Below are 1,267 nucleotides of genomic sequence, written 5' to 3' on the forward strand. Positions count from 1 at the left end.
CCTCCACGCACGCCTCGTGGTGCCGGTCGTCCGCATCGACGTATCTCTCTCAAGCTAGACGTCGCCTACCACCACGATCATGCAGCCGACGGCCGGTTCGCCAGGTCCGAAAGGGTGTCCTCCCGCCGTTTGATCGTCGCGCCTCACCAGTGTGAGCAACGGGCGCGTTCGGTTGGGATTTTCCCAACAGTACAGATATCATGCTCCCATGCAGAGCATCGGCGACCGGATGCTGGAGCACATCGCGCGGGTCCGTCCCACCACCCGACACCGGGACATCGCAGAAAACATCGGGATGACTCCCGATGCGTTCTCGCGTGCTCTGAACAGCAAGCGTGCCTTCTCCTCAATCGAGTTGGCGCGCCTGGCCGACCTGCTGAATGCGGACATCCATTGGCTGATCACCGGAAAGTCTGACCCACATCGGCTCGTCGTCGCCGCGCGTCACAGGTTCGACCACGCGACGGGTCATCGGGACATACCCGGACGCGATGCCGACGAGCAGGTGCTGCGCGACATCGCCCTCGCGTACCGGCAGACCTACCCCGAACCGCAGCAGGCACCGGCCCTTCCGGAGAGCCCCGATGACGTCAGATCGGCGCTGGGTGAGAATTTCGTGCGGCCCTTCGCAGAACAGTTGGAGACCCGGCTCCGCGTCGATGTCGTGCGGGTCGCCGACCTGTCCACCGCGTACTCGTTCACCGCAGGTGGGCACCGCGTGATCGCGCTCCCGGCGACCGGGAACTGGTTCCGGGAGAACTGGTCGATGGCGCATGAGCTGGGCCACCTCGTCGGGGGCCACCACGACCAGGAGCTCTCCGACGCAGAGCGGGACAGGCACGAAGCGGCGGCGAACGCGTTCGCCGCGGACCTTCTGCTCCCCCGCGAGTCGCTCGCCGCGATCGACTGGGAGCACCTGGACGCCGTCGGGCTGGCTGGGCTCGTGTGGCAGTGGGGAGTGTCCACCGACGCCCTCGCCCGCCGCCTGAACGCTCTGAACGGCCACCTGCCCACAGTCGTGCGGACCTGGGCCGGACAGACGACCCAGCGACTGTTGCGCCATTACTGGGCGTCCGACTCGAGCGAGGACGAGATCACCCTACGCATGGACGCGGCCGCCCAGCGTCGATTCCCCCTCTCCCTCCAGGAGGCGCACCTCACAGGGATCTCATCCGGGGTCCTAGGCAAGGGAACGCTCGCCTGGATGCTCGGCATCGATCCCGATGCGCTGGAAGTCGACATCCCCACAGTGCCCGACGTGGACGTC

1 protein-coding gene is annotated in these 1,267 nt (G+C 66.7%); it reads left to right on the top strand.

Annotated features, from left to right (window positions below):
• Positions 1–208: 208 nt before the first annotated feature.
• Positions 209–1,267 (top strand): XRE family transcriptional regulator (locus U9980_RS14060; protein ID WP_322768325.1); only part of this gene is annotated, 1,059 nt, incomplete at its 3' end.

Origin of the sequence: Protofrankia sp. Cr1 (assembly GCF_963555865.1) — a bacterium.
Lineage (GTDB): Bacteria > Actinomycetota > Actinomycetes > Frankiales > Frankiaceae > Protofrankia.